General features: G+C 62.8%; 24 protein-coding genes and 2 pseudogenes. 15 read left to right on the top strand and 11 right to left on the bottom strand.

The window, feature by feature from the left end:
* Positions 1-101: 101 nt before the first annotated feature.
* From AC07E3_RS09910 to AC07E3_RS09880, 7 genes and pseudogenes are all read left to right on the top strand, one after another.
* Positions 102-635 (top strand): annotated as a pseudogene (locus AC07E3_RS09910) (MlrC C-terminal domain-containing protein); the annotation flags it as partial.
* Positions 636-722: 87 nt separating this feature from the next.
* Complete coding sequence (locus tag AC07E3_RS09905; RefSeq protein ID WP_478361576.1) at positions 723-2,348, top strand: ABC transporter substrate-binding protein; 1,626 nt, start codon at positions 723-725, stop codon at positions 2,346-2,348.
* A gap of 150 nt (positions 2,349-2,498) precedes the next feature.
* Positions 2,499-3,440 carry an ABC transporter permease gene (locus AC07E3_RS09900; protein ID WP_090330131.1) on the top strand — a complete coding sequence of 314 codons (942 nt, stop codon included), beginning with the start codon at positions 2,499-2,501 and terminating at the stop codon, positions 3,438-3,440.
* 29 nt (positions 3,441-3,469) lie between these two features.
* Complete coding sequence (locus AC07E3_RS09895) at positions 3,470-4,324, top strand: ABC transporter permease (protein WP_336071410.1); 855 nt, start codon at positions 3,470-3,472, stop codon at positions 4,322-4,324.
* A gap of 306 nt (positions 4,325-4,630) precedes the next feature.
* The gene (locus AC07E3_RS09890) at positions 4,631-6,292 is read left to right on the top strand and encodes an ABC transporter ATP-binding protein (RefSeq protein WP_478361574.1); all 1,662 of its coding nucleotides are present in this window, start codon (positions 4,631-4,633) and stop codon (positions 6,290-6,292) included.
* A gap of 384 nt (positions 6,293-6,676) precedes the next feature.
* On the top strand, positions 6,677-7,840 hold the full coding sequence (locus AC07E3_RS09885; RefSeq protein WP_478361572.1) for a M20 aminoacylase family protein: 1,164 nt from the start codon (positions 6,677-6,679) through the stop codon (positions 7,838-7,840).
* Between the two features lie 120 nt (positions 7,841-7,960).
* Positions 7,961-9,091 (top strand): M20/M25/M40 family metallo-hydrolase, encoded by a 1,131-nt coding sequence (locus tag AC07E3_RS09880; RefSeq protein ID WP_478361570.1) that lies wholly within the window; start codon positions 7,961-7,963, stop codon positions 9,089-9,091.
* Here the strand turns inward: AC07E3_RS09880 and AC07E3_RS09875 are convergent.
* On the bottom strand, positions 9,060-9,662 hold the full coding sequence (locus AC07E3_RS09875; protein ID WP_478361568.1) for a TetR/AcrR family transcriptional regulator: 603 nt from the start codon (positions 9,660-9,662) through the stop codon (positions 9,060-9,062). The genes AC07E3_RS09880 and AC07E3_RS09875 overlap by 32 nt on opposite strands.
* An 88-nt stretch (positions 9,663-9,750) precedes the next feature.
* Here AC07E3_RS09875 and AC07E3_RS09870 point away from each other — a divergent pair, with 88 nt between their 5' ends.
* Complete coding sequence (locus AC07E3_RS09870; RefSeq protein WP_478361566.1) at positions 9,751-10,545, top strand: crotonase/enoyl-CoA hydratase family protein; 795 nt, start codon at positions 9,751-9,753, stop codon at positions 10,543-10,545.
* Positions 10,546-10,554: 9 nt separating this feature from the next.
* Here the strand turns inward: AC07E3_RS09870 and AC07E3_RS09865 are convergent, their stop codons facing one another.
* Positions 10,555-11,430: a LysR family transcriptional regulator gene (locus AC07E3_RS09865; protein WP_336071266.1), complete on the bottom strand. Its 876-nt coding sequence runs from the start codon at positions 11,428-11,430 to the stop codon at positions 10,555-10,557.
* Positions 11,431-11,597: 167 nt separating this feature from the next.
* On the opposite strand from AC07E3_RS09865, the gene bla reads away from it, so the two are divergent.
* Complete coding sequence (gene bla, locus AC07E3_RS09860) at positions 11,598-12,482, top strand: class A beta-lactamase (RefSeq protein ID WP_478361564.1); 885 nt, start codon at positions 11,598-11,600, stop codon at positions 12,480-12,482.
* Between the two features lie 23 nt (positions 12,483-12,505).
* Here bla and AC07E3_RS09855 read toward each other — a convergent pair whose 3' ends face one another.
* Positions 12,506-12,985, bottom strand: a complete 480-nt coding sequence (locus AC07E3_RS09855; RefSeq protein WP_229450748.1) for an Lrp/AsnC family transcriptional regulator — start codon at positions 12,983-12,985, stop codon at positions 12,506-12,508.
* 144 nt (positions 12,986-13,129) lie between these two features.
* Between AC07E3_RS09855 and AC07E3_RS09850 the strand changes: the two genes are divergently transcribed.
* On the top strand, positions 13,130-14,143 hold the full coding sequence (locus tag AC07E3_RS09850) for a 1-aminocyclopropane-1-carboxylate deaminase (RefSeq protein ID WP_223006496.1): 1,014 nt from the start codon (positions 13,130-13,132) through the stop codon (positions 14,141-14,143).
* A 12-nt stretch (positions 14,144-14,155) separates the two neighbouring features.
* On the opposite strand, the gene AC07E3_RS09845 is transcribed toward AC07E3_RS09850, so the two are convergent.
* The 4 genes from AC07E3_RS09845 to AC07E3_RS09830 all read right to left on the bottom strand — a co-directional run bounded on the left by AC07E3_RS09845 (position 14,156) and on the right by AC07E3_RS09830 (position 15,950).
* On the bottom strand, positions 14,156-14,482 hold the full coding sequence (locus tag AC07E3_RS09845; protein WP_223006497.1) for a type II toxin-antitoxin system PemK/MazF family toxin: 327 nt from the start codon (positions 14,480-14,482) through the stop codon (positions 14,156-14,158).
* Positions 14,473-14,760, bottom strand: a complete 288-nt coding sequence (locus tag AC07E3_RS09840; protein WP_478361561.1) for a hypothetical protein — start codon at positions 14,758-14,760, stop codon at positions 14,473-14,475. The genes AC07E3_RS09845 and AC07E3_RS09840 overlap by 10 nt, the downstream gene beginning before the upstream one ends.
* A 72-nt stretch (positions 14,761-14,832) precedes the next feature.
* Positions 14,833-15,540, bottom strand: coding sequence for an RES family NAD+ phosphorylase (locus tag AC07E3_RS09835; RefSeq protein ID WP_478361559.1), 708 nt, complete (start codon positions 15,538-15,540; stop codon positions 14,833-14,835).
* Complete coding sequence (locus AC07E3_RS09830) at positions 15,537-15,950, bottom strand: antitoxin Xre/MbcA/ParS toxin-binding domain-containing protein (protein WP_478361557.1); 414 nt, start codon at positions 15,948-15,950, stop codon at positions 15,537-15,539. The genes AC07E3_RS09835 and AC07E3_RS09830 overlap by 4 nt, the downstream gene beginning before the upstream one ends.
* Before the next feature lie 203 nt (positions 15,951-16,153).
* Here AC07E3_RS09830 and AC07E3_RS09825 point away from each other — a divergent pair, with 203 nt between their 5' ends.
* The 5 genes and pseudogenes from AC07E3_RS09825 (at position 16,154) to AC07E3_RS09805 (ending at position 21,731) form a co-directional block, all read left to right on the top strand.
* Positions 16,154-16,903 carry a GntR family transcriptional regulator gene (locus AC07E3_RS09825; protein WP_322340662.1) on the top strand — a complete coding sequence of 250 codons (750 nt, stop codon included), beginning with the start codon at positions 16,154-16,156 and terminating at the stop codon, positions 16,901-16,903.
* A gap of 45 nt (positions 16,904-16,948) precedes the next feature.
* Positions 16,949-18,525, top strand: a pseudogene (locus AC07E3_RS09820) (putative N-acetylmannosamine-6-phosphate 2-epimerase).
* A gap of 14 nt (positions 18,526-18,539) precedes the next feature.
* Positions 18,540-19,871 carry an extracellular solute-binding protein gene (locus AC07E3_RS09815; RefSeq protein ID WP_478361555.1) on the top strand — a complete coding sequence of 444 codons (1,332 nt, stop codon included), beginning with the start codon at positions 18,540-18,542 and terminating at the stop codon, positions 19,869-19,871.
* A 172-nt stretch (positions 19,872-20,043) separates the two neighbouring features.
* On the top strand, positions 20,044-20,910 hold the full coding sequence (locus AC07E3_RS09810) for a carbohydrate ABC transporter permease (RefSeq protein WP_336071274.1): 867 nt from the start codon (positions 20,044-20,046) through the stop codon (positions 20,908-20,910).
* Positions 20,910-21,731 carry a carbohydrate ABC transporter permease gene (locus AC07E3_RS09805; protein WP_478361553.1) on the top strand — a complete coding sequence of 274 codons (822 nt, stop codon included), beginning with the start codon at positions 20,910-20,912 and terminating at the stop codon, positions 21,729-21,731. Before AC07E3_RS09810 ends, AC07E3_RS09805 begins: the two co-directional genes overlap by 1 nt.
* A gap of 24 nt (positions 21,732-21,755) precedes the next feature.
* Here AC07E3_RS09805 and AC07E3_RS09800 read toward each other — a convergent pair whose 3' ends face one another.
* The 4 genes from AC07E3_RS09800 to AC07E3_RS09785 all read right to left on the bottom strand — a co-directional run bounded on the left by AC07E3_RS09800 (position 21,756) and on the right by AC07E3_RS09785 (position 26,119).
* Positions 21,756-22,871, bottom strand: coding sequence for an ABC transporter ATP-binding protein (locus tag AC07E3_RS09800; protein ID WP_478361551.1), 1,116 nt, complete (start codon positions 22,869-22,871; stop codon positions 21,756-21,758).
* Positions 22,872-22,875: 4 nt separating this feature from the next.
* Positions 22,876-23,754, bottom strand: coding sequence for a carbohydrate ABC transporter permease (locus AC07E3_RS09795; protein ID WP_478361549.1), 879 nt, complete (start codon positions 23,752-23,754; stop codon positions 22,876-22,878).
* Positions 23,751-24,629 (bottom strand): carbohydrate ABC transporter permease, encoded by an 879-nt coding sequence (locus AC07E3_RS09790; RefSeq protein WP_065817902.1) that lies wholly within the window; start codon positions 24,627-24,629, stop codon positions 23,751-23,753. The genes AC07E3_RS09795 and AC07E3_RS09790 overlap by 4 nt, the downstream gene beginning before the upstream one ends.
* A gap of 233 nt (positions 24,630-24,862) precedes the next feature.
* Positions 24,863-26,119, bottom strand: a complete 1,257-nt coding sequence (locus AC07E3_RS09785) for an ABC transporter substrate-binding protein (protein WP_336071278.1) — start codon at positions 26,117-26,119, stop codon at positions 24,863-24,865.
* Between the last annotated feature and the right edge of the window lie 230 nt (positions 26,120-26,349).

Raw genomic sequence — 26,349 nt, 5'->3', positions numbered from 1 at the left:
GGCCTGATGACGCCTGTTCCTGACAGGCAAAAACCAGAAACCGCACACACTTGAACAAAACCCCGCCGAAAATCGACGGGGTTTGTCAGTGGTCTGACGGCGCGGAACGCGCCGCGATCGGCATGATCGTCGACCCGCGGGCCGCACGCGCCGCCCATGCGGCAGGGGAGGGGGACGAGATCACCATTCCGCTCGGCGGGCAGTCCGGCATTCCCGGCGACGAACCTTTCACGGCCACCTTCCGCGTCGAGAAACTTTCCAATGGCGACCTGCATGCGACCGGCCCCTATTATGGCGGCACGCATATGAATGTGGGACCGTCCGCCTGCCTTGCGATCGACGGCGTGAAGATCGTCGTCGCCACGCACAAGGCGCAGATGGCGGATCTTGCCATGTATCGTTTCGTCGGCATCGAGCCGACGGAAATGGCCATTCTGGTCAACAAGAGCTCGGTGCATTTTCGCGCCGATTTCGACCCCATCGCCGAGACGGTTCTGGTGTGTACGGCACCGGGGCCAATGCCGCTCGACCCGGCGGACCTGCCGTGGACGAAGCTTGCCGAGGGAATGCGCCTTTCGCCCAACGGACCGGTTTTCCGCCGTGCGGCGGGCGAAGCGCTGGCGATGGAGGGATAGCGGGAGACACAAATCAGCGCGGCGGGAGAACCGCGTTCAAGACGTCACGACGACCAAAACTTCATGCTCAACAAAAGAGGGAACATCATGTCGCGTCTTCAGGATAGACTAAAGCACTTACGGAACCACGCCCGCGGCGTGTCGCTCGGCCTGGCCGCCGGTGCCGCGCTGATGGCGGGCCTCGGCGCAGCCACGCCGGCGCTCGCCCAGGACAAGACGATCACCGCCGTCATGCATTCGGGCCTGCGCGTGCTCGACCCGATCATCACCACCGCGCACATCACCAGAAACCACGGCTATATGGTCTATGACGTGCTGGTAGCCGTGGATGAAAACTTTGCGCCGCAGCCGCAGATGGCCGACTGGACCATTTCCGACGACAATCTCACCTACACGTTCACGCTGCGCGACGGGCTGAAATTCCACGACGGTGCGCCGGTGACGGCAGCCGATGCGGTGGCTTCGCTCCAGCGCTGGGGCAAGCGGGACTCGGGCGGCCAGCTTATCTTCGACGTGACGGAGAGCCTCGAGGCGACCGACGACAAGACCCTCGTCTGGAAGCTGAAAAGCCCGTTCCCGGCGCTGCTCGACACGGTGGGCAAACAGTCGGCCGTGCCGCCCTTCATCATGCCCGAGCGCGTGGCCAGCGGCTCCGCCGACGAGGCGATCACCGACTATACGGGCTCCGGTCCCTTCGTGTTCGTGGCGGATGAGTATCAGCCCGGCGTTTCCGTCACCTATCGCAAGTTCGAGGATTATGTGCCGCGCGACGGCGAGGCGAGCTGGATGGCCGGCGGCAAGAACGTCAAGGTCGATGAGGTGAAGTGGGTCACCATGCCCGACGCCCAGACCGCGATCAACGCACTGCTTTCGGGTGAAATCGACTATATCGAGCAGGTTCAGATCGACCTTTTGCCGCTGCTTGAAACCAGCGAGGACGTGACGGTCGAGACGCGCGACGACCTGGGTTACCAGACGATCGGGCGCATGAACTTCAAGCACCCGCCCTTCGACAATCCAAAAATCCGCCAGGCGGCGCAGATGGCGCTCAGCCAGGAAGCGGTGCTCGCCACGCTGATCGGCAATCCCGACTATTACAAGGTGTGCGGCGCGATCTTCGGCTGCGGCACGCCGCTGGGCGACGAAGCGGGCTCCGACACGCTCACCTCGGGCGGCGACATCGAGGGTGCGAAGAAACTGCTCGAAGAGGCCGGTTATGACAACACGCCGATTGTCCTGATGCAGCCGACCGATGTGGTGAGCCTGACGGCACAGCCCGTGGTGGCCGCACAGGCCATGCGCGAGGCCGGCTTCAATGTCGACATGCAGGCGATGGACTGGCAGACGCTCGTCACCCGCCGCGCCAGCCAGTCGAAGCCATCCGAAGGCGGCTGGAACATCTTCTTCACCAACTGGATGGTGCCGGAAATCAATTCGCCACTCATCAGCCCCATGCTGAACGGTCGTGGCGATGCCGCATGGTTCGGCTGGCCGGAAGACGAGAAGGTGGAAGAACTGCGCGCCGCCTTCATCGCCGCCGACACGCCGGAGAAGCAGAAGGAAGTGGCGGTCGAGATCCAGAAGCACACGCTGGAGAACGTCCTCTACGTGCCGCTTGGCCAGTACATCATGCCGCAGGCCCGCAGCAACAAGCTGACCGGCATGATCCCGTCGCCGGTTCCGGTGTTCTGGAACATCGAAAAGGCGGAGTGATCGCCTGAGAGCCCGCCCCGCCTGGTTGCCGGGCGGGGTCACCTCCGGGGCATTCGGGCTCTTGCCCGGCGCGTTTCCTTCCATCTCCCTGATCGGGATCGCGCGCCCCGCTTTTTATAAAACGCGCGTGTCAAAGGACATCACGTTCCGATGCTAGGCTACATCACCCGGCGCATTCTGGCCGTCATACCGGTCATGATCATCGTCGCCATCTTCGTTTTCCTGCTGCTCAGGCTGACCCCGGGCGATCCGGCGGCGATCATCGCCGGCGACATGGCAACGCCTGACCAGCTCGAGCGCATCCGCACATCGCTCGGTCTGGCCGATCCGTTGCACGAACAGTTCATCACCTGGGTGGGACTGCTTCTGCAGGGCGAGCTTGGAACCTCGCTCATTTCCAGCACGCCCGTCACCCAGATGATCGGGCAGCGCATCTGGCCGACGGTCAACATCGCCGTGCTGACGATCCTGCTTTCGGTGCTGATCGCCGTGCCCATGGGGGTGCTCGCCGCATGGCGGCACCGCACCTGGGTCGACTATGCGGTGATGACCTTCTCGGTTCTGGGCTTCTCCATTCCCGTCTTTGTCATCGGCTACATCTTCATCAAGATCTTCTCGATCGAGCTGCGCTGGTTTCCCGTTCAGGGCTATGTCGCGCCATCGGAGGATTTTGGAAAATTCCTCGCCCGCGCCATTCTTCCATGCCTGACGCTTGCCACCATCTATGTGGCGCTGATCGCCCGCATGACACGCGCCTCCATGCTTGAGGTGCTGGGCGAAGATTACATCCGCACCGCGCGCGCCAAAGGTGTGAAGGAAACGGTGGTCCTTTTCCGCCACGCGCTTTCCAACGCCGCCGTGCCGATCATGACGATCATCGGCACCGGTTTCGCGCTCCTGATCGGCGGCGTGGTGGTGACGGAAAGCGTGTTCAACATTCCCGGCATCGGGCGCCTGACCGTCGATGCCATTCTGGCCCGCGACTATCCCGTCATCCAGGGCATGATCCTTCTGACGAGCGGTCTCTATGTTCTGATCAACCTGCTCATCGATCTTTCCTACACATTCTTCGATCCGAGGATCCGCTACTGATGGCCGCTTCCCCGCAACCCGCATCCCGCATGCAATGGCTCTTCGGCGCCATTGCCCTGCCGCAAGGCTGGCGGCTCGGTGCCGGCCCGATCATCGCGGCCATCGTGCTTGCCGTGATTGTCTTACTATCGGCACTCGCACCTTTGATCGTCCCGCATGATCCCATGGCCATCGACGCCCTCCAGCGCCTCAAGGGACCGAGCGAAACCTATCCGCTCGGCACCGACGCCTATGGGCGTGACGTGCTTTCGCGTGTCATCACCGGTGGGCGTGTCTCGCTCTTCATCGGCATCTCGGCAGCGATTGTCAGCGTGATGATCGGCCTTCTGATCGGCCTTGTCTCCGGCTTCTTCCGGACGGCGGACGCCATCATCATGCGCATCATGGACAGCCTGATGGCCATTCCCTCCATCCTGCTCGCCATTGCGCTGGTGGCGCTCAACGGGCCGAGCATCTGGTCGGTGATGGGCGCGATCACCATTCCCGAGATACCGCGTGTCGTGCGGCTGGTGCGCTCGGTGGTGCTTTCGGCGCGCGAGGAACCCTATGTGGAAGCGGCCATCGCGCTCGGTTCCTCCATGCCGAAAATCCTCTGGCAGCATTTGATGCCGAACACGCTCGCGCCGCTCATCGTGCAGGGCACCTATATCTGCGCGTCAGCCATCCTCACCGAAGCGATCCTCTCCTTTCTGGGGGCCGGCGTTTCGACCGAAATTCCCACATGGGGCAACATCATGGCCGAGGGCCGCGTGTATTTCCAATTGAAGCCTTCGCTCATTTTCTGGCCCGGCCTCATGCTTTCGCTGTGCATCCTGTCGATCAACCTTCTGGGCGACACCGCGCGCGACATGCTGGACCCGCGCCTCAAGAAGCGGGAGGGGTGAAATGACAGTGCTGTTGTATACCCAGCTTACAAACAGTCCCGTCGCAATCGGCAACTGCATCTCGTTGTGTTGTCTCGCAAACGGCGTCATCCCGGAAGCCCGAAGGGCTGTCCGGGACCCATTGGAAGAACATCGTGGAGCGCGGCCCGGCTCCGGTTCGAACGCGAACTGGCATCACCCGCACCTTCTGCAGAGGTCGGCCGTGCCTCTCAATGGGTCCCGGCTCTTCCTTCGGTCGGCCGGGATGACGGAAACGGGAGGTGACTCCCGCCAGCGCTCCAATCATCACATCCCGGAGCACGCAATATGAAATTCAAGACTCGCAATTTCGACGATGTGCCGAGCGTTCTGGAAATCGAAAACCTGACCGTGCGCCTGGCCGGAAACGAGAAGGCCGCACCCGTGCTCGACCGGGTGTCGCTCACGATCAGGCAGGGCGAAACGGTTTGCCTTGTCGGAGAATCCGGCTCGGGAAAATCCGTCACATCGCTCTCAGTCATGGGGCTTCTGCCAGGTGGCGCACTGGAGGCGACCGGCGGGCGGATCGGCCTGGAGGGCAAGAACCTCCTCGAACTCGGCCCGCAGGCCATGCGAGACATGCGCGCCCGGAAGATTTCCATGATTTTCCAGGAACCGATGACCGCGCTCAACCCGGTGATGCGCGTGGGCGAGCAGATCGAGGAAGTGCTCAACACGCACACCAAACTCTCCACCAAGGAGAAAAAGGCGCGCGTGCTCGACATCATGAACCAGGTGCATCTGCCCGATGTGGAGCGCATCTACCGCTCCTATCCGCACCAGCTTTCCGGCGGCCAGCGCCAGCGCATCATGATCGCCATGGCGCTGATCCTCGAGCCGCAGCTTCTGATCGCCGACGAGCCGACCACCGCGCTCGACGTGACGACGCAGCAGCAGATTTTGAGCCTGATCGCCGAACTACAGGAAAAGCATGGAACCGCCGTACTCTTCATCACGCACGACATGGGCGTGGTGGCGGAGATTGCCGACACTGTCCACGTGATGAAACTTGGCCGGATTGTCGAGCAGGCACCCGTCGAAGAGCTCCTGCGCCGGCCAAGGGAAGAGTACACACGCGAGCTCCTTCAGGCCGTGCCGAGCCTGACCCCGCGCGCCGCGCGCGAGGCGCCGGACGGCGAGCCCGTGCTCTCGGTCAACAGCCTGCAAAAGATCTATGGCGCGCACGGGGTCTTCAAACGCACGGAGCCAACGAAAGCGGCAACCGATGTGAACTTCACCATTCCGCGCGGGCGCACGCTCGGCATTGTCGGGGAAAGCGGCTCTGGCAAGTCCACCGTCGCACGCTGCATCATGCGGCTGATCGACCCGACTGAAGGGGAAATCCGGGTGGCAGACCGGGAGATCGCCACGCTCACGCGCCGCGCGCTCAGGCCGCTGCGCCGCCACATCCAGATCGTGTTTCAGGACCCCTTCCGCTCGCTCAACCCGCGCTGGACGATCGGGCGAAGTCTTGTGGAAGGGCCGCTCAACATGGGGACGGACAAAAAGGCGGCACTTGCGCGGGCTCGCGAACTCCTGAAGCTGGTGGGCCTGCCCGACGATGCGGTGGACCGCTATCCGCACCAGTTTTCGGGCGGCCAGCGCCAGCGTGTCGCCATTGCCCGCGCCATCGCCATGGAGCCGGATGTGCTGGTGGCCGATGAAGCGGTTTCAGCGCTCGATGTCTCGGTCCAGGCGCAGGTGCTTGACCTGCTGGACGAGCTTCAGCAGAAACTCGGCATCGCCATTCTGTTCATCACCCATGACCTGCGCGTTGCGGCGCAAATCTGCGACGAGGTCGTGGTGATGCAGCATGGCCGCGTGGTCGAGCATGACAGTGCGGCCAATGTGCTTTCCGCGCCCCAGCATGCCTATACGCGCGCGCTGATCGACGCGGCGCCGGGGCGCCAGTGGGATTTCGCCAATTTTCGTGAGCTGGAAAGTGTTTGAGGCGTGTTTCGTGACCGATGCCGCAGCCGCTTCCCCGCCTCCGCCTGCCTCTCACCCTTACCCTCTCCCCGCTCGCGGGGAGAGGGGGCGTCGGCGCTGGCGCCATGGCTTCATTCAATCGGCGCGGGGCCGGAGAGCGCAACGTCCATGTTCTTCTCGCCGCCTGCCGGCTCACGCCAAGATGCGCTGGCGCTCGCCCCTCACCCGTACCCTCTCCCCGCCCTGCGGGGAGAGGGGGCGTTGGTGCAGCTTCCTACCCTTCGAACCACTGCGTGCCCGCTTCCCCACCTCGCCCTTCTCCCCGCATGCGGGGAGAAGGTGGCGGCAGGCGGATGAGGGGCATGCGCCTTGCCCGTCAGTTTTCATTCAACACCGGAGACTACCATGCCCGTACTACCCAAAATCGCCGATTACGCGGATGAACTCACGGAGATCCGCCGCGATTTCCACCAGCACCCGGAAATCGGCTTCGAGGAAGTGCGCACCTCGGGCATCGTGGCCGAGCTCCTGGAAAAATGGGGTGTGGACGAGGTCCATACCGGGCTCGGCAAGACCGGGGTGATCGGCGTGATCAAGGGCAGGAAGGAAGGCAGCCGCTCGGTTGGCGTGCGGGCCGACATGGATGCGCTGCCCATGGACGAGATGACCAACCTGCCCTACGCCTCCAAGAACCCCGGCGCGTTTCATGGCTGCGGGCATGACAGCCACACGACCATGCTCCTGGGGGCGGCGCGCTATCTGGCCGAGACCCGGGACTTTGCAGGCCGCGCCATCATGATCTTCCAGCCGGCGGAAGAGGGGCTTGGCGGTGCGCGCGCCATGCTGGCCGACGGGCTGTTCGACAGGTTTCCCTGCGACGAAATCTATGGCATGCACAACAACCCGCTTGCGGAGCCGAACAAATTCGGCGTCAAGCCGGGGCCGGCCATGGCGGGGGCGACCTTCTTCGACATCACCATCAATGGCGTCGGCAGCCACGGCGCGATGCCGCACCATGCGCGCGACCCGATCGTGATCGCCACGGCGCTGGTGCAAAACCTGCAATCGATCGTCAGCCGCAATGTGCAGCCGACACAGCCGGCAGTGCTTTCGGTGACGCAGATCCATTCCGGCTCGGCCTATAATGTGGTGCCCGACAGGGCGGTGATCTCCGGAACGATCCGCTACTTCTCCGACGGGGTGCGCGACCTGATCCATGACCGGGTGGCAAAGCTCTGCGCCGGCTTTGCGGCGAGCTATGAGGTGGAGATCGTGCCGGACCTGCGGCCCGTCTTCGACGTGCTGATGAACGATGCCGATCTTTCGGAGGCCTATCGCGAGGCGGCAGCAGAGATCGTCGGCAAGGAGAACGCGACCATCACCAAAGAGCTGGTCACGGGCAGCGAGGATTTCGCCGACATGCTGAAGGCTGTTCCCGGCGCCTATTGCACGCTTGGGCACAAGGGCTCGATCCCGGTGCACAATCCCGGCTTCATTCTCGACGACGACATGCTGCCCGTGGGCGCGAGCATCATGGCGCGGATCGTCGAAAAGCGCCTTCCGCTCTGAGCCAGACACGACGGCGTTTTCGCTGAAATGCGAAAACGCTCCAATCCATTGTTTTGCGCAATTCAGGACGGAAACCGGTTTCCACTTTTCCTGGAATTGCTCCAGTTCAGGACACACATCATGAACATCAAAGACCTGCCCTTCGACACCGAAACGATGCTGGCCGGGCTCAAGCCCTGGATCCTCTGCGAAAGCCCCACATTCGACGCGGCCGCCGTGGACCGCATGATGGATCTTGCGGCCTATGAACTCGCCGCAATCGGCGCGGAGATCGAGCGCATTCCGGGCCGGATGGGCTTTGGCGGCTCCGTGCGGGCGCGCTTTCCGCACAAGGATTTCGGCAAGCCGGGCATTCTCATCTCGGGCCATCTCGACACGGTGCATCCCATCGGCACGCTGGAGAAGAATCCGTGGCGCATCGAGGACGGACGCTGCTACGGCCCCGGCATTCAGGACATGAAGGGCGGCAATTATGTGAGCCTCGAGGCGATCCGGCAGCTGATCCGCGCCGGCATCGAGACGCCGCTGCCGATCACCGTTCTGTTCACGCCGGACGAGGAGGTGGGGACACCTTCAACGCGCGAGCTGATCGAAATGGAAGCGCGCAAGAACAAGGTGGTTCTGGTGCCCGAACCCGCGCGCCCCGACGGCGGCGCGGTGACGGGCCGCTATGCCATTGCGCGCTTCAACGTGAAGACGGCGGGCCGGCCGAGCCATGCCGGCTGGGCGCTCAAGGATGGCCGATCGGCCATCGCCGCCATGGCGCGCAAGGTGCTGGAGATCGAAAGCATGACCGGCGAGGACTGCACCTTCTCGGTGGGTGTGATCCATGCGGGGCAATGGGTGAACTGCGTGTCGTCCACCTGCGATGCGGAGGTGCTTTCCATGGCCAAGCGCCAGGCCGATCTCGACCATGGCGTGGAGCGCATGCTGGCGCTTTCGGGCGAGGAAAACGACGTGGTGATCGAGGTGACGCGCGGCGTGACGCGGCCGGTGTGGGAGCCAGATGCGGGCACGATGGCTGTCTATGAGATGGCGCGCGGCATTGCCGGCGAAATCGGCTTCGAGCTGTCCCATGCAAGCGCCGGCGGCGGCTCGGATGGCAATTTCACTGGCGCGCTTGGCATTCCCACGCTCGATTCCATCGGCGTGCGCGGGGCGGGGCTGCACACGCTCGGCGAATATATCGAGACCGACAGCCTGGTGGAGCGCGCGCAGCTCATGGCGGGGCTTTTGACCCGGCTGACATAAAACCCTTCCCGCGCAGCAACGCCGCAGCCGCTTCGCCGGCACTGCGGATATAGGCCGTGTCGTGATGCACGAGCATGGTGGAGAAGGCGCCGTCGAGCAGAAGCAGGACATGGCGCGCGAGCTGCGGCGCGTGGTCGGGCTGTTCGGCGGCGATCACCCCGGCAAGCCAGGCCTCAAGCCGCTTCTTGTGGGCCGAGGCCTGCTTCACCGCCGGGTGGCCCGGTGTCTCGACCAGTTCGGCGGCCGTGCGCAGGAAACCGCACCCCTTCCAGCGGCGGCTTGCTGCACCCTTGGCGATGTTCTCGAAGATGGCGCGGATGCGCTCGGGAAGCGGTCCCTCCGCTTGCGCAAACCAATTGGCGAAGAGGTCGAGATTGGGCTGGTCGCGGGAGGCGAGACAGGCGGTGACCAGATCGTCCTTGCTGCGGAAATGATAATAGAGCGTCTTCTTGGTGAGGCCCGCCTTCTCGGCCACCGTGTCCATACTGACGGCGCGAACGCCCTTGCCATAAAACAGGCGGCTGGCTGTCCTGACGATCTTTTCCCGTGTTGGCGCGGCATCTCTCGGCATGGCAATCTATACTCACTAGTGAGTTTATTGAATTCGAATCTGATGTTAGCCCCGATGCATGTTTCTGCAAAGCACATTGGAGGTTTTCATGTCGACCAGCACAGTGCTCTTCGAAAAACGCGGCAAGACAGCGCTGCTGACGCTCAACCGCCCCGAAAAGTTGAATGCCCTGAACTACGCGACCAATGACAGGCTCATGGAGCTGCTGGATCAGATCGAGCAGGACCGGAGCATCGAAGCCGTGATCCTGACGGGGGCAGGCGAGCGCGCCTTCTCGGCGGGCGGCGACATCCCTGAATTTGCGCGAAGCATCAAGGACGGCGTGGACGTGGCCGTGCGCGATTTCGTGCGGCGCGGGCAGGCGATGACGTCGCGCATGGAGGCGTTTCCGAAGCCCATCATCGCGGCGGTGAACGGGCTTGCATTCGGCGGCGGCTGCGAGATCACCGAGGCCGTGCATCTGGCAATCGCGAGCGAGCGGGCGCTCTTCGCCAAGCCGGAGATCAACATCGGCATCCCGCCCACCTTCGGCGGCACGCAGCGCCTGCCAAGACTGGCCGGGCGCAAGCGGGCACTCGAATATCTGCTGACGGGCGATCCCTTCAGCCCGGAGCGCGCGTGCGAGATGGGCATCGTCAACCGGGTCGTTCCCCATGAGACGCTTCTTGACGCCGCGTTCGAGCTCGCCGGACGCATCACACGTCATTCACCGCTGGCGAGCGCGCGTATCCTCCATGCGGTGACGCGCGGGCTCAACACCACCATTGCGGAGGGGCTGCAGATTGAGAGTGAACAGTTTGCCAGGATGGCAGTGACCCGCGACGTACATGAAGGCCTCGGTGCGTGGATCGAGCGGCGGACCCCGCGCTATGAGGGACGGTGATGCCGCGGTTCAGGTGGCGCGCGCGCACTCGCTAATGACCCATTGCCGGAAGCGCGCCATCGCGTTTGTCTGTGGCCGGTCCGAGTGCCAGGTGAGGTAATAGCGGCCGGCAGAGACCGTGGTGCCAAAGGGCTGGGTCAACCGTCCCTCAGCCACCTGACGCGCGAACATGGCGACCGGCAGAAGCGCGACGCCCGCGCCCTCAGCGGCAAGCTGCGCCAAGGCGATGGAGGAATCCAGCACCGGGCCGGTGACGGGCGGGCAGGGTGTGCCTGCCGCCTCGAACCAGCCGGGCCATTCGGCACTGCGATAGCTCCTCAGGAGAACCATCTGGGCCAGATCCGCCGGCTCTGAAAGGCGCAGCGCGAGGGACGGCGCGCAGAGCGGCGCCATGGGTGCTGCGACAAGGGGGAGCGCATCGTTTCCGGTCCAGCTTCCATTGCCGAAGCGGATCGCCATGTCGAGCCCTTCACGCAGAATGTCGACGCGGTTGTTGTTTGTGGAGATGCGCAGGTCGACCTCCGGATGGGCGTTCTCGAAGGCGGCAAGCCTCGGCAACAGCCAGCCGAGCGCGAAGGTGGTGTTCACGCCGATCTTCAGGAGCTCCACATCGCGCCGTCCGGTGATGCGGGACAGCGTGCGGGCAATGCCGTCGAGCCCGTGTTCCAGCACGGGATAGAGGAGGCGCCCCTCATCGGTCGGCACTAGCCCGCCGGACGCCCGCAGGAACAGGGCGACGCCGAGCCTATCCTCCAGCCGGGCGATCTGGTGACTGACGGCGGCCTGCGTGACCCGCAACTCCTCCGCCGCCCTGGTGAAACTGCCCTGCCGCATGGCGACCTCGAACACGCGCAGCGCATTGAGCGGAATATCGGCTCTGTCCATTGACATTACTTTATCTAATGATGCCCCTGATCATTTGTCGTTTGCGGCGCGAACGCAAGCCGAAATATAGGATTGTCATGACATTGACTGATGTCATGCAAGGGCATTGCGGGGCATCTCCGCCGGCTGACAGGCAAACGCCAGCCGGCATGAACAAGGAACAAGACATGCGTAAACTGACATCTGTTCTGTCGCGCTTCGCGGCAGGGCTCGCTATCGGCCTGTCGCTTTTGGGCTCCGCCAGCGCAGACGAGAGCCACGCCAAGCTCTCCCAGACAGTCGAGCGAATTGAAAGCACGCTTGGCGCACGGGTGGGCATCATGATCCGCGACACCGGTTCGGACTGGCGCTGGAGCCACCGCGCGGAAGAACGTTTTCTGATGAACAGCACGGTGAAGGCGCTGATTTGCGGCGGCGTGCTTGCGAAGGCCGATGCCGGGGCGCTCGCTCTCAAAGACGCCCTGCCCATTCGCCAGTTCGATATCGTTTCCTATTCGCCGGTGACCCAGAAGCAAGTGGGCAAGGCCATGTCGATCGCAGGTCTTTGCCTTGCCACACTGGACATGAGCGACAATGCGGCAGCGAACCTTCTGATCGGGCGGCTGGGCGGACCGAAGGCGGTCACCGCGTTTCTGCGCGATATCGGCGACCCCGTCAGCCGCCTCGACCGGCTGGAGCCGAAGCTCAACGCTTTTGCGCCCGGTGACCCGCGCGACACGACGACGCCGGCAGCCATGACCGAAACCTGGCATGCCCTGCTTCTGGGCGATGTGCTGAAACCCGCCTCGCGCACGCAACTCATCGAATGGATGAGCCATGGCGGCGTGACCGGCGCCCTGATGCGCGCCTCCCTGCCGAAAGACTGGGCGATCTCCGACAAGTCCGGCGCGGGAAGCCACACGCGCAATCTGGTGGCCATGGTGACGCCGCCCGGCCGCGCACCCTTCCTCGTCTCAATCTTCATTTCCGACACGGATGTGGATTTCGAAACGCGCAATGGGGCGCTGAAGGATGTCAGTGCAGCCATCGTGGACGTGCTGAAAAGCCGATAGGAACGATACGGACGGCGCGGCGCTCAGAAATCGAGTGCAGCGCCGTCCACCACCTCCTTCATGACGAAAAAGGTGCGCGTCTGGCGCACGCCGGGCAGGGCGATCAGCTGGCTGCCATGCAGCCGGTTGAAATCGGCCATGTCGCGCACCCGGATCTTGAGGAAATAGTCGAAATCGCCGGCCACCAGATGGCAATCGAGAATGAAGGGCAATTTGCGGATCGCCGCTTCGAAGGCGGAAAAGCTTTCAGGCGTGGAACGATCGAGAACCACACCGACCATGACCAGCGCCCCACGCCCGACATGCTTTGGTGCGACCGCCGCATGAACGCCGCGCACATAGCCTTCCCTGAAAAGCCGCTCGGTGCGGCGGTGGCAGGTGGCGGCACTGACGCCGACAAGCTTTGCCAGATCGGCATTGCTCAGCCGGCCATCGCGCTGCAGATGCCGGAGAATGCGCATGTCGGTGCGGTCAAGATTGCTTTCGGTGGAAGATTCTTCCATTCAAAATCCCATAGAATTAGAAAGTGAGTCAGCTATTAGGTCATGTCTGCACTTCATAAGCAATCTGACGCTTAAATCTGAAAGCACATTCCGCAATTTCTCGGCTAGGCTCGTCTCAGATCAGACATCATCGAAAGGCCTGCCATGCTGGAGAAATTCGAACGCTATCCGCTCACCTTCGGCCCCACGCCCATCGAGAAGCTGGAGCGCCTTTCCGCGCATCTGGGCGGCGGGGTTTCGCTCTATGCCAAGCGGGAGGACTGCAATTCCGGCCTCGCCTTCGGCGGCAACAAGCTGCGCAAGCTGGAATATATCGTGCCCGATGCGATTGCTTCAGGTGCCGACACGCTGGTTTCCATCGGCGGCGTGCAATCGAACCACACCCGCATGGTTGCAGCGACGGCGGCGAAGATCGGCTTCAAGTGCCGGCTGGTGCAGGAAAGCTGGGTGCCGCATGAAGATGCCGTCTACGACCGGGTCGGCAATATTCTCTTAAGCCGCGTGATGGGTGCGGATGTTGAAATGGTGGACGAAGGGTTCGACATCGGCATCCGCGAGAGCTGGGAAAACGCCTTGAAGGACGTGGAAGCGAAAGGCGGAAAGCCCTATGCGATCCCCGCCGGCGCCTCGGTGCATAAATATGGCGGCCTCGGCTATGTGGGTTTTGCCGAAGAGGTGCGCGCGCAGGAGAAAGAGCTCGGCTTCACCTTCGACTATATCGTCGTCTGCACCGTGACGGGCTCCACCCATGCCGGCATGCTGGTCGGGTTTGCCGCCGATGGCCGTGCGCGCAAGGTGATCGGCATCGATGCGTCCGGCACACCGGACCAGACCCGCGCGCAGGTGCTGGAGATCGCGCGCAACACGGCGAAGCTGGTGGAACTTGGCCGCGAGATTGCCGATGACGATCTGGTGCTGATCGAGGATTATGCCTACCCCGCCTATGGCGTCCCCTCGGAAGAGACGAAGGACGCAATCCGGCTTTGCGCGCGGCTTGAAGGCATGATGACCGACCCGGTCTATGAGGGCAAATCCATGCAGGGCATGATCGACCTGGTGAAGAAGGGTTTCTTTCCCGAAGGTTCGAAAGTGCTCTATGCGCATCTCGGTGGCGTGCCGGCCATCAACGGCTACAGCTATGCCTTTCGCAACGGGTGAGGGGAGAGGGGATTATACCCCCAGAAAACGCGCAAGCGCCTGATCCACCTCCGCCAGCAATGGTGTCTCGATATGGCCTATGCGGCGTCCGAGCTTCGCCACCGGCACGGCCGCGGGCTTGTCGACCATGATCTGCGAGACGGCCCTGAGGCCGTTTTCCTGCGAGGGCGCGACGGTGATGCGGAAAAGCGGCCATTCATGCACATCGCTGGTGATCCGCAAAACCACCACAGACGGCAATTCGGCAAAGGCATCGTCCTGCACGACAAGCGCGGGGCGCGGCTTGCCATAATCGCCGGCGACAGGGATGGTCACCAGATCCCCGCGCCTTATTTCCATTCGTCATCAAAGGAAGATAGATCGTCTTCCAGCTCACGCATGACCGCCGCCTCGTCGGACGAGACCCGGCTGGCAGCGGCGGCTTCACGTGCCTGCCGCGCGGCCTCCTCCTCAAACCGGCGGCGCCTGTCCTGTTCGATCTTCTCAAGAGCGAGACCGCGCATCAGCGCACCGAGAGATTTCCGGTCTTTTCTGGCAAGACGCGCAAGCGCATTCTTCGTCTCACCATCAATGCGGAAGGTGATCGACTCTTCTTTCTGGTTTTGCATTCGCGGCATGGCACGTCCCTAGGGTTCTGACCCTAGCAGGGCATTTGATCCTGCAAGATGTAAGACATTTTTGCGTACTTTTCAAACGATCCGGAACACCGCGCCGCTGCCGGCATCGCGGTAGAAATCCACACGCTCGCCATTCCAGTGATAGTCGATGTGACGGCCCTGCACCGGGTTGGCCGCGCTGTCGGGATAAAAGAGGCCGACACATTCGCCGCCCGGATGGCGCACGCTTGGATAGGCAATGCCTTCGGAGCCGGCTGCGCGCAGAGCAAGGGCAAGCGCCTGTGCCTCGGCATAGTCGTCAGGGGCGAGTGCTGCATCAAAACCACCGCCACGCAGATCGTGGAGTTCTGCCTTCACGTCGAGCACGATCTCGCGGAACTGGGAGGTCCAGCCGGCGGGCTCGCCCGTTGCCGCCATGAAGCGCGCATGGTGGTGGATGGTTTCGAACAGCGCGGTCTCGAAAGAGGACGCCACATAGAGGACGCCAAAACGTCCATCGCTGAAGCGGCTCGGGCGATCCGGACTGACATGGGTGAAGGGCGCCATCAGAAAGGAGGCACCCGGCCCCGACACGCGCCGCGCAGGCGGCACGAGATCCAGATTGCCGATGGTTTCCATGATGCGCGGATTGGTCTTCTGCTCGGCGGAGATGAGCAGAGGCCAGTCGGCCGGATCGGCAATATCCTCGAAAAGATCGATCGGGGGATAGATGCTGCGGATGATGCGCACCGCGCCGCGCCAGTCGATGGAGGCGAGGGGCGGCGTGTCACTGCCGGTCACCAGCCACCCCGCTCGGCATCGAGATAGCGGCGCACGCGCATCAGATCGGTGAGTTCGCCGCCCAGCATGATGTCGAGTGCGGTGCGGCCGTCGAACGCTTCATTGGGCCGGGAGATCCAGCGATAGGCGCGCTGGGGCTCGCGGAAGATGAGACGCAGCGCCTTGTGGATGCCCATCAGGTTCGAAAGCCGCGCCCGGCCATCGCGGTCGATGCGGCCAGGCCCTTCCGCTTTCCAGCGCCGATAGGTGCGCAATGGCAGATCGAGCAGGATGGCCGCTTGCTCGTCGGTGATGTCCCACAGCCGGAAGAGATTGACAATGGCGCGAAACATCGCCGCTGCCTCGTCATCCGTGATCGGTGCGGGGCGGAATTCCTGACTTCGGGTATCGACCGGTTGTAATTGCGCCATGCTCAAATCCTTTTGGCATTAAATAATATAGATAATGCCATTTGGCAACTTTTCTGATGAAAACAGGCCCACCACATGGACCGCATGGGCCTCATGCACCCGGTGGGATGACGGCACCAGATGAGCGAAAAAATAATACCAGTTCAAAACCTGTGAAAAATCTGCCATGATGGACAGGCAAGGACAGACCAGAGGAACCCCAGATGGAAGAAGCGGCACTTCTCGATTTCATGCGTGGGCACATCGCGCGCGGCAACAGCGCCGAACCGCTCTATCGAAGGGTCGAGATGGCGCTGGCGGAAGCCATTCATTCCTCGCGGCTGAAACGGGGAGCGGTGATCCCCAGCGAGCGGACGCTGTGCGCTGCCCTTTCCATGTCGCGCGTCACCATACGCCGCGCCATCGAGGACCTGGAACGGGAGGGGCTTTTACACCGGCGGCACGGGGCGAAGACCGTGGTTTCCTCACGGCTGGAAAAATCGCTTTCCACCATGACCAGCTTTTCCGAAGACATGCGCTCGCGCGGGCTGGAGCCCGGCTGCATCTGGATTTCCAAGGAAACCGCGCGCCCTTCTCCTGCCGAGATGATGGCGCTGGGCATTTCGGGCGGCGACCAGATTGCGCGGCTGAAGCGCATCCGCACCGCCGACGACATGCCGATCGCCATCGAGACGGCGGCACTGCCCGTGCGGTTTCTGCCCAAACCCGCAGCGGTGGGCGCATCGCTCTACCAGGCGCTGGAGGCGCGCGGAGCCATGCCGGTGCGCGCGGTGCAGCGCATGCAGTCGACCCCGATCACGCCGGAAGAGGCGCGCCTGCTCGAAGCCCCGCCGCACACCAGCCTTCTGGTGGTGGAGCGCCGCTGTTTTCTGGAGGACGGGCAGATCGTGGAGTTCACCCAGACCAAATATCGCGGCGACGTCTATGATTTCGTGATCGAGCTGCATCGATAATACCAGTTTAAAACTGGTTGTACTCTGGTATTTTATCTGCCTATGATGCCCTCTTCAAACGGGGGAACAAGCGTGGCAAACAGCATTCAGTCGCTCGACAACGGCCTGATCGTTTCCTGCCAGCCGGTGACCGGCGGGCCGATGGATACGGCGCCGATCGTCGTCGCTTTCGCGCTGGCCGCCCTTGCCGGCGGCGCGCAGGGGCTGCGGATCGAGTCCGCCCCTTATGTGCAGGCCGTGCGGGCAGCGACCGACGCCCCCATCATCGGGCTGGTGAAGCGCGATCTCGACACTTCGCCCGTGCGTATCACGCCATGGATCGAGGACGTGGAGGCGCTGGCGGCGGCGGGGGCGGATGTGATCGCCTATGACGCCACGCAGCGCGAGCGGCCCGTTCCGACGAATGAGCTCGTCAAGCGTATCCATGCAGCGGGAAAGCTCGCCATGGCCGATTGCTCCGTCATTTCCGATGCCCGGCAGGCTCTGGACGAGGGTGCCGAAATGGTGGGCTCCACGCTCTCAGGCTATACGGGCGGGCCGGAGCCGACGGAGCCCGATCTCGACCTGATCCGCGCCATGCGCGCGCTCACGCCGCATGTGGTGGCGGAGGGCTGCATCCGCCAGCCGCAGCATGCGGGAGCGGCACTCAGGGCCGGCGCGCGGCTGGTGGTGGTCGGCTCGGCGATCACGCGGCCGGAGCATGTTACCTCATGGTTCCGCGCCGACATGGATGAGGCGGTGGGAGCGCACATATGAGCGGGGAGGGAACCGTTCTGGCGCTGGACATAGGCGGCACGAAGATGCTGGCGGCACTCGTGCGCGGCGAAACCGTTGCCGACAGCGTGACCCTGCCGACGCCGAAAGGAGACGGCGGGCCTGCCGAATGGCTGGAGGCGCTTTTCGCCGAGATCGCGCACTGGCAGGGAACTTACGAGAGTGTTGGCGTGGCGGTGACGGGCATTGTCGATGACGGGCTGTGGTCGCCGCTCAACCGCAGGACGCTCGACATTCCAGACCGGTTTCCGCTGCTGCAGACGGTGACCGGCCTTTCGGGAAAACCGGCCATCGCCGCCAATGATGCGCAGGCCGCCGCATGGGGCGAATATCGTTTCGGCGATGGTGAGAGCGATCTGGTTTTTTTGACGATTTCCACCGGCATTGGTGGTGGCGTCGTTCTGGATGGCAAGCTCAGGACGGGTCTCACCGGCCATTTCGGCCTCATGCAGGGGCAGGATTTCGACGGCGCGCTTGAAGATCATGTCTCGGGCAATTTCATCGCCGCTGAGGCGGCAGCGCATCAGCCGGGCGCGAGTGCGCGTGAAGTTTTTGCCGCAGCGGAGAAGGGCGAGGGCTGGGCCGATGACATTCTCGATCTTTCGGCGCAGCGCGCGGCCATTCTATGCCGCAACATACAGCTCACCTTCGACCCGGCGCGCATCGTGATCGGCGGCGGTATCGGGCTGGTGCCGGGCTACCGGGCGCGCATCGAGGCGCATCTTGACGATGTGCCGGAAAGGCTGAGGCCCCGGCTTGTGCCGGCGAGGCTCGGCGACAAGGCCGGCGTGGTGGGGATCGCCGACCTTGCACGCAATACCAAGACCCAAAACCAGACAAACCAATAAATGGGAGAATGACGATGAAACCTGTTGCACGATTTGCCGCCGCCCTTCTGGGCAGCGTTTTCGCCGCCGGCCTTTTTGCCGGTGCAGCCAATGCGGAAGTGACCGTGCTCGGCTGGCCGGGCGGCCCGGAAGAAACGGCACTGCGGGCGGCTGCCGACGCCTATAACGCCAAGGACGATGTGAGCGAGGAGAACAAGGTCGAGCTTCTGTTCTTCAACCGCGACGGCTTCTGGGACAAGCTGCAGGCGGATCTGGCCGCAGGCTCCGATGCATTTGACCTGAACCTGCTCGCCACCTATTCCATCGGCCGCTACGCGCCCTTCATGGAGCCGGTAGAGCTTTCGGATGAAGCGCAGGCGCTTTATGGCGACGCCGTGCTTTCGACCATGCAGTTCGACGGCAAACAGTATGGCGTGCCGACCGACCTTTCGCTGCACTTCATGTATTACCGCAAGGACCTGATCGACGCGCTGATGAGCGACGACGACGCCAGGGCGCGCTATGCGGAAATCAGCAAGGAGCATCTGGGCACCGCGATGGAGCCGAAGAACCCGGACGAATGGACCTGGGACGATTATGCGGCGACCGCGCTCTATTTCACCAAGGCGGTGAACCCGGACAGCCCGACGCGCTATGGCACGGTGCTGCAGATGAAGAACCTGCTCTTCAACATCATGGTGTGGCAGTCCACCGCGCGCTCTTACGGCGGCGACTGGATGGATGCCGATGGCAAGATCACGGTCGACTCGGAGGCATTCCGCAAGGGGCTGGAGCTCTACAAGAAGCTCTATGACGCCGGGGCGACGCCGCGCGATTCCCTTTCCTATGAGTTTGCCGAGGCGAATGCCGCCTATGCGGCAGGCCAGGTGGCGGCCATGGTGCAGTGGAATGCGGCGGCAGCCGACCTGACCAGTGCGGAAAAATCTCCCGCCGTGGGCGAGGTGACGGCGACAATCGCACCGCCGGCTGGGCCGGAAGCCCGTGCCACGCACATCCACGGTCTGGGGCTTGGCCTCAACAAGAGTGCGGAAAACAAGGAAGGCGCGAAGGCCTTCCTGAAATGGCTCTCGACCGAGGAAGCGGCCCTGATCTATGCCCGCGCGGGCGGAGCGCCGGCGCTCTCGGCGGACGCGGTTTCGGCGGTTGCCGACGAGCGGCCCGATCTGGTGCAGCTTGGCGAATATGCCGGGGCCTATGGCTATGTCATGAATGGCGGCGCATCGGCCAATGCGCTTGCGATCTACGAATTGCAGGCGAAGGAGTTCACCGGCTACTGGTCGGGCCAGCAGGATCTCGATACGGCGCTGGCCAATGTCGAGAAGGGCATGGCGGACTTGCTGAAATAGCACTGGCTGGCGCTCGCCCCTCATCCTCACCTTCTCCCCGCTCGCGGGGAGAAGGGGACATAGACGTCGCCGCTTCTTCCTTCTCCCCGTATGCGGGGAGAAGATGCCGGCAGGCGGATGAGGGGCGGGTGCCAACCGCTAAACCGATCCGGAAACCAGACCAAGAAACCCAATGGAAACGACCCATCGCCTCGAATGGACGCTGCTTGCCACACCGCTGATGGCGTTTCTGCTGGTGTGTCTCGGCTTTCCGGCCATCGTGAACCTGATCTATTCCGTGTCGGAGATCAGCTTCGAGACGCTGCGGAGCCCCGAGATTTCCGGTTTCGGCAATTTTGCCGCCGTTTTGACCGACAGCGGTTTCTGGCGCGCCAACTGGTTTTCGCTGCGCTTCGGTCTGCTGACGGCCATTCTCGAATGCCTGATCGGGCTCGGGCTTGCCGTCTTCCTTGCACCCCTTTTCAAGGAGCGCAGCTGGCCGATTGCCATTCTCATGCTGCCGCTGATGGTGGCGCCGGCGCTCATGGGGCTGATGTATCGCCTCGTCCTGCATGAATTCGCCGGGCCGGTGCCGCATTATCTCTGGGCGTGGTTTGGCAACAGCCCGGCCTTTCTCGGACCGAACTCGGCCTTCTGGACGCTGATTGTGGTGGAGACACTGCAATGGACGCCATTTGCCTTCCTGCTTTTTCACATGGCCTATCAGGCAATCCCCGAAGAGCTGCGGGAGGCCGCCTCGATCGACGGCGCCACGGGCTTCGCCCGCTTCTGGCGCATCGAGCTGCCGCTGATGCTGCCCACACTCGCGGCGGCCCTTCTGATCCGCTTCATCGACGGGTTCCGCGTGTTCGACAATGTCTATGTGCTGACCGGCAGCGGGGCAGGGGGCTCGACCACGTCGCTCTCCATCTACATCTATGAAGCCTTCTTCAAACAGGCGGCCATCGGCAAGGCGGTGGCGGCATCGGTGATCCTCTTTGCCGCGTCCTTTGCCGTGCTTTACGGCCTGAACCGCCTTGCAAGGCGCAGGAGACGATGATGCTCAACGCGATCCGCTGGGCCGTGTTTGCCCTTGCCGCCTTTGCGATGAACTTTCCGCTCATCGTCACGCTTGTCACCTCGTTCAAGAGCGCGCGCGAGATTTCCACCAATCCGGGGCTCTGGATCAACGCGCCGACGCTGGAAAACTACGCAACCGTGCTGACGGTCTCCGATCGCCTGAATATTTTCCTATACCTTGCCAACAGCTTTGCCGTGGCGGCGATGGGCACGCTTCTGGCCGTGGCTCTGGCGCTGCCGGCGGCCTATGCCATCGTGCGCGGGCGGTTCGGCGAAAAGACGCTCCTGCCGCTGATCGTGAATCTGCGCGCCGTGCCGCTCGTCATCTTTGCCATTCCCATCTACATGATGTTCCAGTTCATGGGCCTGCTCGACACACGGCTGGGCCTCGGGCTGGTGATGACCATCGTCAACATTCCGCTGGTGCTGATCATCCTCGTCAACGCCATTTCGGACGTGCCGTTCGAGCTGGACGAGGCGGCGATGATCGACGGCGTGAGCCGCACGGGTATTCTCTTCAAGATCGTCGGCCCCGTCTGCCGGCCGGCGATCGTGACGAGCATGATCTTCGGTTTCATCACCGCATGGAACGAGTTCCTGTTTGGCCTGATGCTGACCACCTCGAAAGCGGTTCCGGTGACGGTCGGCGCATCGTTCTTTTTTGCGGCTTCGGGTGGCGGCGTTCAATGGGGCGTGGCGGCGGCGGTGATGATGGTCGGCGCCCTGCCGCCCATGCTGCTCGGGCTCGTCATGTATCGCAAGATCAGCGGCACGATGATGGCAGGAGCGGTGAAGGGGTAGCGCCGTCTATCGAAGGGCCCGGATTCACCCGATCCGCTCTTGCGTCTGCGGGTCGAACAGCACCGCCTTGTCGAGGTTGAAGGCGAGGCGGGCGGTCTGCCCGGCGGAGATGGGCGCATCGGCGCGCAGGCGGGCGACGATCTCGCGCCCGCCGAGCCGGGTGACCGCGAAGGTGTCGGAACCGGCGGGCTCGATCACCTCGATCTCGCAGTCGAGCTCACTGATGCGGCTGGCATTGCGGTCGGCGCTGTCGGGGTCCGTCAGCGCTTCAGGCCGGATGCCGAACACCACCTCCTTGCCATCGCGGCCTGAAAGCGCGCCGTTGGCGCCTGCCATGGGCAGGGTGAGCGGCGCGCCATCCTCGCGTTCCATGACGATGGCGACATCGCTGCCATCGACCTTCACCTTTGCCGGGATCAGGTTCATCGACGGAGAGCCCATGAAATCGGCGACGAAGAGATTGTTGGGCCGGTTGTAGATTTCTGCCGGCGTGCCGAACTGCTGGAGCACGCCGTCCTTCAGAACGGCGATCTTGGTGGCCAGCGTCATCGCCTCGATCTGGTCGTGCGTGACATAGACAATCGTGGTGCCCATGCGCTGGTGCAGGCGCTTGATCTCCGTGCGCATGTCGACACGCAGCTTGGCGTCGAGATTGGAGAGCGGTTCGTCGAACAGGAACACCAGCGGATCGCGCACGAGCGCCCGGCCCATGGCAACACGCTGGCGCTGACCGCCGGAAAGCTGGCTCGGCTTGCGGTCGAGCAGCGCGCCGATCTGAAGTGTCTCTGCCACTTTGGCAATCGCGGCATCGCGCTCGGTTTTGGGCGTGCCGCGGATCTCCATGCCGAAGCCGATGTTCTCGGCCACGGTCATGTTGGGATAGAGCGCGTAGGACTGGAACACCATGGCAATGTCGCGCTGCGAGGGGTGCAGGTCGTTGACCACCTTGCCATTGATGCTGATCGAGCCACTGGTGATGGCTTCAAGCCCGGCAATGGTGTTGAGCAGGGTGGACTTGCCGCAGCCGGACGGGCCGACGAGCACCAGGAAGCCGCCCTCTTCGATTTCGAGGTCGATGCCCTTCAGCACATCCACCTTGCCGAAGGATTTTCTGAGGTTGTCGATCTTGAGAAAGGCCATGGGCTTATCCTTTGACGGCGCCGGCCATGAGGCCGCGCACGAAATAGCGTCCGGAGACGATGTAGACGATCAGGGTGGGCAGGGCGGCGAGGATCGCGCCGGCGAAATGGACATTGTATTCCTTCACGCCGCCCGACGAGGACACGAGATTGTTGAGCGCCACCGTCATCGGCTGGGAATCGAAATCGCCGAAGGAGACGCCGAACAGGAAGTCGTTCCAGATATTGGTGAACTGCCAGATGACCGTGACCACAATGATGGGCGCGGAGGAGGGCAGGAGAATGCGCCGGAAGATCTGGAAGAAACCGGCCCCGTCGATCTGCGCCGCGCGGATCAGCTCCGTGGGGAAGGCGGCGTAATAATTGCGGAAGAACAGCGTGGTGAAGCCGAGGCCATAGACCACGTGGATCAGCACCAGCCCCTGTGTCGTGCCGGCAATGCCCAGCAGCCCCAAAATGCGCGCGGCTGGAATGAGCGCGATCTGAAACGGGATGAAGCAGGACAGAAGGATGAGCCCGAAGACGAGGTCATCGCCCCGGAAGCGCCATTTGGTCAACACGTAACCATTCAGCGCGCCCAGAATGGTGGAGATGGCCACCGCCGGCACCACCATCAGGATGGAGTTGAAGAAATAGGGTTTCAGGCCCGTTGGCTGAACGCCCACCTGCGCGCTCGACCAAGCCTTGGCCCAGGGTTCGAAGGTAAAGACGCTTGGCAGGGAAAGCATGTCTCCCTGGCGGATTTCGTCGAGCGGCTTCACCGAGTTGACCAGCATCACGTAGAGCGGCAGGAGATAATAGACCGCAAAGACGATGAGAACGGAATAGATCGCGGCGCGGGCGAGCCTGTTGCCGCTGGCGCCTACGGTTTTGACGGCACTCATCTCTGCCTCCCCGGCTTCAACTCGGAATAAAGATAGGGAATGATGATCGAGAAGATCATCACCAGCATGATGATGGCCGACGATGCGCCGATGCCCATCTGGTTGCGGGTGAAGGTGTAGGAATACATGAAGGTCGCCGGCAGTTCGGTGGCCTGACCGGGGCCGCCGCCGGTGAGCGCGATGACGAGGTCGTAGGACTTGATCGCCAGATGCGCGAGCACGACGAAGGCCGAGAGGAAGACAGGGCGCATCATGGGAATGATGATGCGGCGATAAATGGTGACACTGGAGGCGCCATCCATCTGCGCGGCCTTGATGATCTCGCTGTCGACGCCGCGGAGGCCCGCAAGAAACATGGCCATGACAAAGCCCGAGGACTGCCAGACGGCGGCGATGACCACCGTGTAGATCGCCAGCGTGCGGTCCTTGATCCAGGCGAATTCGAAGCTTGCCCAGCCCCATTGGTGCATGGTGTTTTCAAGCCCGATGCCGGGATCGAGAAACCATTTCCACGCCGTGCCGGTGACAATGAAGGAGAGCGCCATCGGGTAAAGGTAGATCGGCCGCAGGAAGCCTTCGCCACGGATTTTCTGGTCGAGCAGGATCGCCAGAAAGAGACCCAGCACGGAACAGATGATGATGTAGAGCGAACCGAAGATCGCCAGATTGGTGAGCGCCCGCCACCAGTGGCGCAGATCCCACAGCTTTGCGTAATTCTCGAACCCGACAAACCCGTAGGACGGCAGCATGCGCGAATCCGTCATCGACAGGTAGAAGGTATAAAGGATGAAGGCGTAGACGAAGATCAGGATCAGCGCCATGCTCGGGCTGAGCACCAGGCGCGGGATGATCTCCTGCAGGCGATTTCGGTTCATGCTGGTTTTCCGTGTTCAACGGTGTGGGGTGATGGCACCCCCCTCTGCCTTGCCGGGCATCTCCCCCTCAAAGGGGAGATCACGCGGTGGGGCCGTTTTCGCTGATCCCATCGGTGGCATGGAGGCTCGGCGGCTATGTCAGCCAATCTCCCCCCTTGAGGGGGAGATGGCCGGCAGGCCAGAGGGGTATGACGCCCGCCCCTGGCTTCTCTTAGCCCCTGGACGCTGCCGCCTTACTGCGCGGCAGCGACGGCGCTCTTCAGCTCTTCGACGGCCTCTTCAGACGTCAGTTCACCGTTGAAGTGCTGGGTAACCACGTCGTTCACCGCGTTCTTCACCGCAGCCGGCGCGCCGTGGCCATGGGCCATGGAGCCGAACAGGCCGCCGCCGGAATTGGCTTCTGCCAGATCGGCCATGCCCTTCTTGCCGCAATCGTCGAACGCGTCGTTCGGCACGTCGGTGCGGGCAGGTACCGAGCCCTTAACGACGTTGAAGGCCGACTGGAATTCCGGGTTCATGACGGCGGAGGCCATCAGCTTCTGGGCTTTCTGCTTGTCTTCGCCGACCTGGAACATGACGAACTGGTCGGAGTTGAAGGTCACCGAGCCCTGGGTTCCGGGGAAGCGGATGCAGACGAAATCCTCGCCCGGCTTCTTGCCGGCCTTGAGGAACTCGCCCTTGGCCCAGTCGCCCATCATCTGCATGCCGCCCGTACCCTCGATGACCATGGCCGAAGCCAGGTTCCAGTCACGGCCGGAGAAATTGTCGTCGACATAGGTGCGCAGCTTCGCCATGCGATCGAAGGCTTCCTTCATCTTGTCGGAGCCGAGCGCCTCCGGGTCGAGATCGTTGAGCGCGGACTTGTAGAAGTCATTGCCGAGTGAGAGAACGACGGCCTCAAACACCGTGGCGTCCTGCCAGGGCTGACCGCCATGGGCGAGCGGGGTGATGCCGTTTTCCTTCATCTTGTCGAGAACGGCGACGAGCTCTTCCCAGCTCTCCGGCGCCTTGCCGCCGGCGGCATCGAGCGCGGCCTTGTTGATCCACACCCAGTTTGTCGAGTGGACGTTCACCGGCGAGGCAATCCAGTTTCCGTCATATTTGGAGAAGTTCTGGAGGGCAGCCGGAACAACGTCGGCCCAGCCTTCTTCCTCGGCCACATCGTTCAGGTTGGCGACGACGCCCTGTTCGGCCCAGTCGATGATGTCGAAGCCGAGCATCTGCACGGCCGTCGGCGCGTTGCCTGCGGTGACGCGGGCGCGCAGCGCGGTCATGGCGGCTTCACCGCCACCGCCGGCCACCGGCATGTCCTGCCAGGTGACGCCCTTGGATTCCAGATCTTCCTTGAGAACGTTCAGCGCTGCGGCTTCGCCGCCAGACGTCCACCAGTGCAGAACCTCAACCGTGTCCTCGGCCACGGCATTGCTGCCGGCGGCCATGGAAAGAAGGGCAGTGCCCGCCGCCAGCGCGGCGAATTTGCGAATGGTCATGATACTCCTCCCAATGGGATCGCTTGCTCCTTTGCGATCTATCTATTTATAACGTTATAAATCCCATACAGGTCAATCAGATTCTTGCCTGTTTGACGGGAGGAGATAAAACATTGAAAACCAAGGGGAATTTTTCCGATTTTTCCACCTCATCCGTGTGGAAACATAAATTTATATCGATTGAAATGACGGTTTTTGGCGAATCCGGCGCCATCGAAGGCCGTTCAGCG

This window comes from Nitratireductor lacus (assembly GCF_056431025.1).
Note: the sequence above shows the minus strand (reverse complement) of the source record. Positions and strands in the feature narration are given on the sequence as shown.

Excerpts from the sequence above, each read along its gene's own strand:
- AC07E3_RS09800 (WP_478361551.1), bottom strand. The coding sequence starts at position 22,871 with ATGGCCTTTCTCAAGATCGACAACCTCAGAAAATCCTTCGGCAAGGTG.
- AC07E3_RS09855 (WP_229450748.1), bottom strand. The coding sequence starts at position 12,985 with ATGGAAGAATCTTCCACCGAAAGCAATCTTGACCGCACCGACATGCGC.
- AC07E3_RS09810 (WP_336071274.1), top strand. The coding sequence starts at position 20,044 with ATGGAAACGACCCATCGCCTCGAATGGACGCTGCTTGCCACACCGCTG.
- AC07E3_RS09795 (WP_478361549.1), bottom strand. The coding sequence starts at position 23,754 with ATGAGTGCCGTCAAAACCGTAGGCGCCAGCGGCAACAGGCTCGCCCGC.
- AC07E3_RS09790 (WP_065817902.1), bottom strand. The coding sequence starts at position 24,629 with ATGAACCGAAATCGCCTGCAGGAGATCATCCCGCGCCTGGTGCTCAGC.
- AC07E3_RS09875 (WP_478361568.1), bottom strand. The coding sequence starts at position 9,662 with ATGCCGAGAGATGCCGCGCCAACACGGGAAAAGATCGTCAGGACAGCC.
- AC07E3_RS09830 (WP_478361557.1), bottom strand. The coding sequence starts at position 15,950 with ATGGCGCAATTACAACCGGTCGATACCCGAAGTCAGGAATTCCGCCCC.
- AC07E3_RS09825 (WP_322340662.1), top strand. The coding sequence starts at position 16,154 with ATGGAAGAAGCGGCACTTCTCGATTTCATGCGTGGGCACATCGCGCGC.
- AC07E3_RS09870 (WP_478361566.1), top strand. The coding sequence starts at position 9,751 with ATGTCGACCAGCACAGTGCTCTTCGAAAAACGCGGCAAGACAGCGCTG.
- AC07E3_RS09885 (WP_478361572.1), top strand. The coding sequence starts at position 6,677 with ATGCCCGTACTACCCAAAATCGCCGATTACGCGGATGAACTCACGGAG.
- AC07E3_RS09880 (WP_478361570.1), top strand. The coding sequence starts at position 7,961 with ATGAACATCAAAGACCTGCCCTTCGACACCGAAACGATGCTGGCCGGG.
- bla (WP_478361564.1), top strand. The coding sequence starts at position 11,598 with ATGCGTAAACTGACATCTGTTCTGTCGCGCTTCGCGGCAGGGCTCGCT.
- AC07E3_RS09905 (WP_478361576.1), top strand. The coding sequence starts at position 723 with ATGTCGCGTCTTCAGGATAGACTAAAGCACTTACGGAACCACGCCCGC.
- AC07E3_RS09785 (WP_336071278.1), bottom strand. The coding sequence starts at position 26,119 with ATGACCATTCGCAAATTCGCCGCGCTGGCGGCGGGCACTGCCCTTCTT.
- AC07E3_RS09815 (WP_478361555.1), top strand. The coding sequence starts at position 18,540 with ATGAAACCTGTTGCACGATTTGCCGCCGCCCTTCTGGGCAGCGTTTTC.
- AC07E3_RS09840 (WP_478361561.1), bottom strand. The coding sequence starts at position 14,760 with ATGCCGCGAATGCAAAACCAGAAAGAAGAGTCGATCACCTTCCGCATT.
- AC07E3_RS09890 (WP_478361574.1), top strand. The coding sequence starts at position 4,631 with ATGAAATTCAAGACTCGCAATTTCGACGATGTGCCGAGCGTTCTGGAA.
- AC07E3_RS09805 (WP_478361553.1), top strand. The coding sequence starts at position 20,910 with ATGCTCAACGCGATCCGCTGGGCCGTGTTTGCCCTTGCCGCCTTTGCG.
- AC07E3_RS09895 (WP_336071410.1), top strand. The coding sequence starts at position 3,470 with ATGCAATGGCTCTTCGGCGCCATTGCCCTGCCGCAAGGCTGGCGGCTC.
- AC07E3_RS09845 (WP_223006497.1), bottom strand. The coding sequence starts at position 14,482 with ATGGAAATAAGGCGCGGGGATCTGGTGACCATCCCTGTCGCCGGCGAT.
- AC07E3_RS09900 (WP_090330131.1), top strand. The coding sequence starts at position 2,499 with ATGCTAGGCTACATCACCCGGCGCATTCTGGCCGTCATACCGGTCATG.
- AC07E3_RS09865 (WP_336071266.1), bottom strand. The coding sequence starts at position 11,430 with ATGGACAGAGCCGATATTCCGCTCAATGCGCTGCGCGTGTTCGAGGTC.
- AC07E3_RS09850 (WP_223006496.1), top strand. The coding sequence starts at position 13,130 with ATGCTGGAGAAATTCGAACGCTATCCGCTCACCTTCGGCCCCACGCCC.